This window comes from Phormidium pseudopriestleyi FRX01 (assembly GCF_017313335.1).
GTDB classification, from domain to species: Bacteria; Cyanobacteriota; Cyanobacteriia; order Cyanobacteriales; family Laspinemataceae; genus Laspinema; species Laspinema pseudopriestleyi.
Window position 1 is genome coordinate 1 of sequence record NZ_JAFLQW010000418.1, and the last position, 7788, is coordinate 7788.

7 protein-coding genes and 1 pseudogene are annotated in these 7788 nt (G+C 44.2%); 3 read left to right on the plus strand and 5 right to left on the minus strand.

The genetic code is table 11. The features are described 5' to 3' along the window. Positions 1 to 741: peptide ligase PGM1-related protein (locus J0895_RS15655; protein ID WP_242541353.1), on the plus strand; the 741-nt coding region annotated here is incomplete at its 5' end. A 14-nt stretch (positions 742 to 755) separates the two neighbouring features. Continuing rightward, positions 756 to 1925 (plus strand): DUF711 family protein, encoded by a 1170-nt coding sequence (locus J0895_RS15660; protein WP_207088979.1) that lies wholly within the window; start codon positions 756 to 758, stop codon positions 1923 to 1925. Positions 1926 to 2009: 84 nt separating this feature from the next. Here the strand turns inward: J0895_RS15660 and J0895_RS15665 are convergent, their stop codons facing one another. Next, complete coding sequence (locus J0895_RS15665; protein ID WP_207088980.1) at positions 2010 to 2687, minus strand: 2OG-Fe dioxygenase family protein; 678 nt, start codon at positions 2685 to 2687, stop codon at positions 2010 to 2012. A 360-nt stretch (positions 2688 to 3047) separates the two neighbouring features. Here J0895_RS15665 and J0895_RS26010 point away from each other — a divergent pair, with 360 nt between their 5' ends. Further along, the gene (locus J0895_RS26010) at positions 3048 to 3344 is read left to right on the plus strand and encodes a hypothetical protein (protein ID WP_242541354.1); all 297 of its coding nucleotides are present in this window, start codon (positions 3048 to 3050) and stop codon (positions 3342 to 3344) included. Here the strand turns inward: J0895_RS26010 and J0895_RS27000 are convergent. From J0895_RS27000 to J0895_RS15690, 4 genes and pseudogenes are all read right to left on the minus strand, one after another. Beyond that, the gene (locus tag J0895_RS27000; RefSeq protein ID WP_207088982.1) at positions 3245 to 3649 is read right to left on the minus strand and encodes a retron system putative HNH endonuclease; all 405 of its coding nucleotides are present in this window, start codon (positions 3647 to 3649) and stop codon (positions 3245 to 3247) included. The two genes, J0895_RS26010 and J0895_RS27000, sit on opposite strands and share 100 nt — an antisense overlap. Then, positions 3646 to 4905: pseudogene (locus tag J0895_RS27005) on the minus strand (AAA family ATPase). Before J0895_RS27005 ends, J0895_RS27000 begins: the two are co-directional and overlap by 4 nt. A 75-nt stretch (positions 4906 to 4980) precedes the next feature. Then, positions 4981 to 6762 (minus strand): PAS domain-containing hybrid sensor histidine kinase/response regulator, encoded by a 1782-nt coding sequence (locus J0895_RS15685; RefSeq protein WP_207088983.1) that lies wholly within the window; start codon positions 6760 to 6762, stop codon positions 4981 to 4983. A gap of 365 nt (positions 6763 to 7127) precedes the next feature. Continuing rightward, positions 7128 to 7788 (minus strand): AI-2E family transporter (locus tag J0895_RS15690; RefSeq protein ID WP_207088984.1); only part of this gene is annotated, 661 nt, incomplete at its 5' end.

Genomic DNA, 7788 nt, shown 5'->3' on the forward strand with positions numbered 1-7788 from the left:
GCAATTGTGGAATCCTATATCGAAGGAAAAGACAAGCGATCGCCCAGTGTCCAAGGCAGAATTCTCCCCAATGGTGAGGTAGAAATTCTCTCCACCCATGACCAAATTCTCGGCGGTAGCGATCAGCAAATTTTCCTCGGGTGTCAGTTTCCGGCAGATGAAGGATATCGACTGCAAGCGCAGGAACTGGGGATGCGCGTGGGTCGAAATTTAGCCGCTAAAGGTGCATTAGAACGGTTTAGCGTGGACTTTTTGGCGGTTCAGCGTCCGGAGAGTAGTCATCCAGTCTGGGATTTGTATGCGATCGAAATTAATCTCCGCAAAGGTGGGACAACTCATCCCTTTATGGAACTCAAACTGTTAACCAATGGCCGGTATAATTTATCCACGGGATTATTTTACAGCCAAACCGGACGTCCTAAATATTACTTTGCCACCGACAACCTCCAAAAAGACCGCTATCGGGGATTACTGCCCAATGATTTGATGGATATTATCGCCTATCATCAACTTCATTTTGATAGCTGTACCGAAACCGGAACCTTATTTCATTTAATGGGATGTCTCTCCGAGTTTGGCAAACTAGGATTAACCAGCATTGGCAATTCTCCCGAACAAGCCGAATCCATTTACAATCATGTGGTAAAAATCCTCAATAAAGAAACCGGAGGAAGTGGCAATGATGACGAGGGGATGTCTGCAATCACTCCGGCGATCGCCTCCCCTGGAAATTTACACTAAACCACAATAGGATTATGAAAATTAGAAGCATCACCACCGGGATTTCCTTAGAATCTCCAATGGATCATACCTCCATCCAAAAAGCCGCGAAATTTAACGCAAAAGCACAACAGGAGTTAGAAGCTCAAGGTTACGAAGTCCAAACCACGAGGATTTCCACCCAATCCTTTGAGAACTATTTACCCGGATACACGCTGTTTGAAATCCTGGATAATTCAGAAAGGCTGGAAGATATTTGTCACCAATTCAATTTAGATTTTTTTAATATTGGTTGTGCAAAAAATCCCGAAATTATTTCTATAATTCCGGCCATTCTCAAAAGAACAGAGAAAATTTTTTGTTCCAGTACAATAGGCGATTTCCCAAATGGAATTAATTTTGAAAGTCTTCAAGCATCTGCTCAAACCATCCACCGAATTTCCACAGAAACCGTTAATGGATTGGGAAACTTTCGCTTTTGTGCCGGTGCCAATTGTCCTCCAGGAATCCCCTTTTTCCCCGCATCCTACCATGAAGGGAATTCTGCTTTTTCCATTGGATTAGAATGTGCCGATTTACTCACAGAAGCCTTTTCTAAATCTAGGACTCTAGTCGAAGCAGAAACAAATTTAACTGAAATTTATGCAGAACATCTCATCAACCTAGAGAAAATCGCCTCTAAACTCGCCCAAGAATTTCACATTTCCTATCAGGGAATAGACGCATCCATCGCCCCCTCCCTGGATAAAAGCAATAGTATCGCTGACGCTTATGAAACATTAGGATTAGGTAAATTCGGCCATTCAGGAACCCTAGCCATTTCAGCCCTCATCACTCGGGTTATCAAAAAAATCCCCGTCAAATTATGTGGATATTCTGGCTTAATGTTGCCAGTTTGTGAAGATATTGGACTAGCAAAACGTGCCAGTGAAGGAACCTACAATTTAACGGATTTATTGTTATATTCCTCCGTTTGTGGATGTGGATTAGATACGGTTCCACTACCCGGAAATATCTCCGTTGAACAAATAGAGGCCATTTTACTCGATGTTGCCAGTTTAGCGATTAAATTAGATAAACCCCTCTCAGCGCGATTATTTCCCATTCCCGGGAAACAAGCGGGAGAAATGACTGAATTTAATTCTCCCTATTTAGTAGAGTGCAAAATTTTCAACCCTCAACCCAGCATGAATCAATCCAGATAAATTCTAAAGTGCATCAATGTAGGGGCGATTCGCGAATCGCCCCTACATTAATATTTATGAAAAATTCCCTCTTTGACAGATAATTTAGTCTTCAAAATCAACCAGTAAACTGGGAGAAGTGAGGACAAATACATCCCGAGTTCCCAACCCTGTTTTTAGGGGTTTAATCGGGGTGGTGAAGTGGAAGAAATCGCGATCGTTGACGAGTAACAATTCACCGGGATAGAGCACCTTGGTAAACACGGGTTTTTCCCGACGTGCCATATACAAATGAGTGCCTCCCCCTTGGATATTCTGGCGATCGCAAGAGAAAATTGCTACAAAATCCGCACCATCTTGATGAATCCCTTCCGGCGCAGGGTTTCCATAGTTTTTCGGGGAACAGGTAGTACGGATTTGATGTACCCCGATTTCCACACCCGGTTTTAACTTGCAGTAATGACTCACTTCTTGCACCAGTTTCTTAAACTCATATAGCGCAATCATTTCCTCATCCAATTCCGCAAACTGCCGCTTGACACCCCCCACCACCGGATTGTAATCCTTACTCTGGTACAAATATCCATGAGGCAGATGAATTAACTCATTTTCGCTCAGTTTAAACCGCGACAATCGGCGCAATCTATAATTGCCTTTGATATAAGGGTCTAGGGGTAAATTGTTAAAGAAAGGCTTAAATACATCCAGCACAATGGAGTCAATCTTTTCTAAAGCAAAGCTGATACCATAGCTAGTTTCCGGAGATTCCCGTAGTGTTTGCATTTGACTAACCCTCGGTTTGCGTTGATCCCCGATAAAGAATCCACTTTTCTTCTCTATCTCCTTCTAGTATAGACAAGTTTTATAAAAAAGAGGTTAACTTTCCGGCAATTTGTGCAAAGTTATGATCAAGACTTGTGAGGCAAATAAGTATAAATTCTTGGCAATTCCGGGGAGAATTTCCAGGACTGTCAACCCAGATGTAGCCGCTAACGGGACTCATTCGAGGCAGAATAACCGAGGGTGGAAGCAGCCATCAAATCGTCCAATATTGAAGGGTTCGGCAAGATTCGAGGTTGATGACACTCGGGAGTTAAGCGGCGATCGCGTACAATAGTCTTGGCGTGATTGAGAGTTGCACCAATGGCAGCGATTACGATAACGATTGACGGCGAAGACTCCAAATCGGCAGCGCAGGATTTACTGGCAATTCCAGGAATAGCCGGTACAGTATTGGTGGAGGGGGACGCGAAAAAAACTGAACCGCTGACGACTGTAGCCTCTATTATTACTATTGTCGGCGGAACCCTCACCATTGCGGAACAGATTCGCAAGTGGTATCAGGAAGCACAGCAAAAGCGTCCCCCTGAGTATCTGAAAAACGCTTCACAATTGGTGATGAGAGGGGAAACAGGAATGGGTTTATTTCCTCTTTTATGACCACAGTGATCCGGCCAATTTCCATCTCGACCGCAGGATGCCAGTAAATTGGCGTAATCTACCGATAACTCTACTTCAGTTTTGCTCTGAGCTTCTAAATGTTCAATGTGGCTTGTTTGTTTGTCAATCCCCTGGCAGCAATAGCAACAAATATACCCTTGTTCACGAAGCAATGCCTCGTGAGTCAAACGCTTTTCCGGATTTTGAAGATTTTTATAATTGCAATACTCCACCCCCAGAGGCTTTTGTTGCTCTTTCCATTGTGTAAACTCGGGGGGTTCATTTCCTTTTTGGATGTATTTCATCGATTCAGAATTTCTTTTCGGCGAATGAGTCCATCTGCTCTTACGAAGGTAGGATCATCCTCTCCGACTCGTTCCGCAAGCTGTTGGCGCAATTGGCGAGCGTTGTCTAATTCTCCCCTATCAATCACCCGAAAGAGTTGCTGAAACTTTTCTTCGATTTCTGGGGGACGTTCTAGAGTTCCCATCAGGGTTTCCAGAATGCGATTGCTATCTTTGCCAAAGGACCGCAAGCGCTCAATCACGATTACTTCCGGTGTCATTTTTAAAAGCTGCACCCATTCCACATCACTCATCACCTGTGGAGAATGAGTCGTCACTATAAACTGGCAGTTAGGAAAAGTTCCGGTTAAGGCGGGAATAATCCCCCGTTGCCACTGAGGATAAAGATGTAGTTCTATTTCATCAATCATGACTACACCGCTACCCTGGAGAGGATTTTGCTGGGAGTTGGGGTTGGCGATCGCCAAGCGTCTTGCTAAATCCCCAATCAACGCCAATCAGCATTTTTCTCCGTCGGAAAGTTGGCTGACACTGAGTTCTTGTCCCTGTTTGGTGAGGGTCATTCGCAAAGGCGATCGCTGAATTCTTAAGTCTTGAATATCGCCTAATATCCCAGAAATGGCTTGTCTCACCGCTTCTAACTGGCGATCGCGATAATCAATCGACTCTCCCCAGAGTCGTTGTTCATTTTCTAAATCTTCCCGTTGTCGAAACCATTCAAAAAACCGTCTAAAATTGATGCTTCCTCCCGTCAAAGCTTCTTCATAAGTCGCCATTGGCTCAAACAAATGCTTTTTCCGAATTCGTAAGGGAATATCCAGGACAGCACGATTGGTCGGATAGTAGGCTATCACAGGTAAAGCAACATCGAAATTTTCATCTAAACTTTCGTGAATTTCACCGACAAGTTGAGTTAATTGAACCAAATCACTCCGGGTTTCTTTACTGCGTCCAGTGCGAGTTCTAATTCGTGACCATTTGACAGGTTGGTCCCGGTTATTAATTCTAATGATAATTTCATTCTGAGTTTCTTTCGCTCCATTTTTAATATCTTCTTCTGTAAAAAACTGTCCCGAAGTCTGCGGGTTTTGGAGTCGCGCCGGAAGCCAGGATAAAAGTATGGCCAAACAATCTAAAATACTAGATTTTCCTACTCCGTTCGCGCCGATAAATACGATAGATTCAGATGGAGGAAACTCCAAAGTTAAATTGTTGATTCCTCGAAATGACTTGATGCTTAAGCGTTCGACTTTCATTTAGGTTGTCCAAATTTTATAATAATTTGATTGCGAATATTTCAAAAAGTGAACGATTTTCTGGATGGACAAGATTTAAACCACTGGAGGGATATACCGTAACAGCATTTCATCTAATATTTCTAACTGAATCGGTTTGCTTAAATAATCGGTGGCACCTGCTGCTAGACAGCGTTCCCGATCGCCTGACATTGCCATTGCCGTCACCACCACCACTGGCAACTGTTGCACATTCGGGTTTTTGCGTAACTCTTCGACTAATTGTAACCCCATTGCCAAATGAGCAAACTGGACATCCAATAAAATTAAATAGGGGTCAAATGAAAACACTTCTTCCATAAAATTGGCGCTGTAGCCAGTCAATTTGACATCATGTCCCACCGCTTGTAAATAGTCTTGCAACAATAAGGTACTCGACCCATCATAATCCACAATTAAAATCCGACCGTTGCGATCGCCCGCTTCGGGAATTACAATTCCCGGAAGCTCATCACTCGGGACCGTCGGAACGTATCCCGGAGGCGGATCTGGCAAAATAATCGTAAACCGACTCCCCACCCCCAAAGTAGAACTCAGGAGTACATCCCCCCCATGTAACTGCGCTAAATCTCGCGTGAGGGCTAATCCCAATCCCGTTCCTTGGATGTTATGGTTCAATTCATTATCCAGTTGCCGAAACGGGTCAAATACCAGGGGTAAATGTTCTTCAGAAATCCCAATTCCCGTATCTATGACGGTAAATCCAATTCCCCCAGGCTGTTGTTCTACAATTAATGAAACTTCCCCTTTCGGGGTAAACTTAATCGCATTAGAGAGCAGATTGAGCAGCATTTGTTTGAGACGCCGTTCATCGGCAATGCAAAGCCGGATTTCGGGGTCAATTTTACTGGTTAGTCTTAATCCCCGGTCCACCGCCCGTTCCTGCATGACTTTTAGGCAATATTTACAAAGTTCTGGAACGGGAATTTCACTAAATTTTAATTCTTCCTTGCCTGCTTCTACCTTGGATAAATCTAAAATATCATTAATCAGTTCTAATAAATGGTCGCCGCTACTTTTAATGCGGCTAATATATTCTTTTTGTTTGGGATTCAGGCTGCCAAAAATTTCTCTTATTAACATTTGAGACAGCCCTAAAATAGAATTTAAGGGAGTTCTAATTTCATGACTCATTTGAGCCAAAAATTCACTTTTTGCTCGATTTCTAGCTTCAGCAATATCCCGGGCCCGGCCAACAGCTTCGGCTTGTTTATGTTGGGTAATATCGGTGATGGCGGCGACGACTCCATCAATCTGACCCTGGCGATCGTACAACGGCGCGGCATTGATTGAGACAAAAATCTGGGTGCCATCTCGACGGGCGATCGCATATTCCATTTCATAAGCAGCGCGTCCCTTTTGCATCACCTGACAAAACGGGAGTTGATTTTCAGGTAAACCCCGCGCATCTAACGGTTGAATTTGCCAAATCGGTTCATTGTATCTACATCCGATCATCTGTTGTCGAGGCAGTCCTAAATGCTTTTGTGCCGCTGCATTAGTCAGGGTAATCCGCCCGGTACTATCAAAGACTAAAATTCCATCAGCGTTAGTTTCGATAATCGCATCCAGTCGCCTCTCGTTGAGTTCTAGCTGCTTTTTAGACTGATAAATTTCTGAGGTATAGCGGACGATCGCATAGTACAGGATAATCGCAACCACCGTGACATACACGCATCCCTTAATGGTTTGCAGATGAGTTGTATTTTTGACCCCAGGTTGCCGAAATAGAATCGCTATCATGCGATCGGAACCGACAATCCATAAGGCGCTAATCACTAGATAAATACTGACGATTCGACGGGGAGATAGCTTCATGATGATTCGCCATTGTCTCATCTTAGTCTGCCTGTTAATTTGCTTTTATTCACTAAGTTTTAGCCCCGATAAACTCTTTGGGTTAAATTCTCCTGGCAAGGTTTTATGGATTGAGGTATAATTTACACCAAAATAAAGAAGAACGCTACAAGTCAGAGGAAAAAAGCAGTCATTCGGGGTCAACCCATAAGGAATTCCAGGTCTAGTAAAACCGACTCTCCTAAGTCGGGTCCCCTCCCCTGTGTCTTAGGGTGGGGTTCCGGGACCTGAACTGAGGCAAAACAGCAATTCATTCCCCTGTCTTCTTCGTCCAAGTTAGGACGGGGTTCAACATTGATAGCGAATTCTAACCGGGTTTACCTCTCTTAGACTGAGGAAGTCGGATGCTGTGCCAAACTTGACTCCTCAGCAGTCAAATTCGGGCCGATCGCCTCGGGAGTCCCCACTGCTTCTGCCCTCAGTTTTGGTTTTAAATATAAATTTTCCACTAATGCTGCACCCCCGGCAACCCAAGGCGGAACGATTAAGGCACCGACAATTCCCAACACTTGAACCCCACCAATTACCGAGAGTAACTGATACAGAGGATGGACTCCCACAGAAGACCCCACTAATAACGGATCCAAAACATAAGTCTCCACATTCTGGATGACCACAAATAAAATTAACACCGACAGAAACAACCATCCGCCTTGCGACACTGCCACAATCAGCGCTGGAACTGCCCCCAAAATCGGCCCTAAAAAGGGAATTAAATTAGTCACTCCGGCGATCGCCCCCAAACCCAACGCAAACTCCCCTAACCCTAAAGCACTCAATCCCACACTCGTTGTCACAGCCAACAGCGCCGAAACCAACACTCGACCTCGAATATATCCACCCATGCGCTGACTAATCGGCCTAACTTGAGTCTCCAAACGCTCATCCCAAGGTTTCGGAAACAGTTGCACCAAACTTTTAATTAAACTGTGACTATCCGCCACCATATAACCAGAAATAAAGATAGATAAAATCAAGGTCACCACA

Bases quoted from the DNA above. Each gene is read 5' to 3' on its own strand.
- J0895_RS27000 (WP_207088982.1), bottom strand. From the start codon at position 3,649: ATGAAATACATCCAAAAAGGAAATGAACCCCCCGAGTTTACACAATGG.
- J0895_RS15660 (WP_207088979.1), top strand. From the start codon at position 756: ATGAAAATTAGAAGCATCACCACCGGGATTTCCTTAGAATCTCCAATG.
- J0895_RS15685 (WP_207088983.1), bottom strand. From the start codon at position 6,762: ATGAAGCTATCTCCCCGTCGAATCGTCAGTATTTATCTAGTGATTAGC.
- J0895_RS15665 (WP_207088980.1), bottom strand. From the start codon at position 2,687: ATGCAAACACTACGGGAATCTCCGGAAACTAGCTATGGTATCAGCTTT.
- J0895_RS26010 (WP_242541354.1), top strand. From the start codon at position 3,048: ATGGCAGCGATTACGATAACGATTGACGGCGAAGACTCCAAATCGGCA.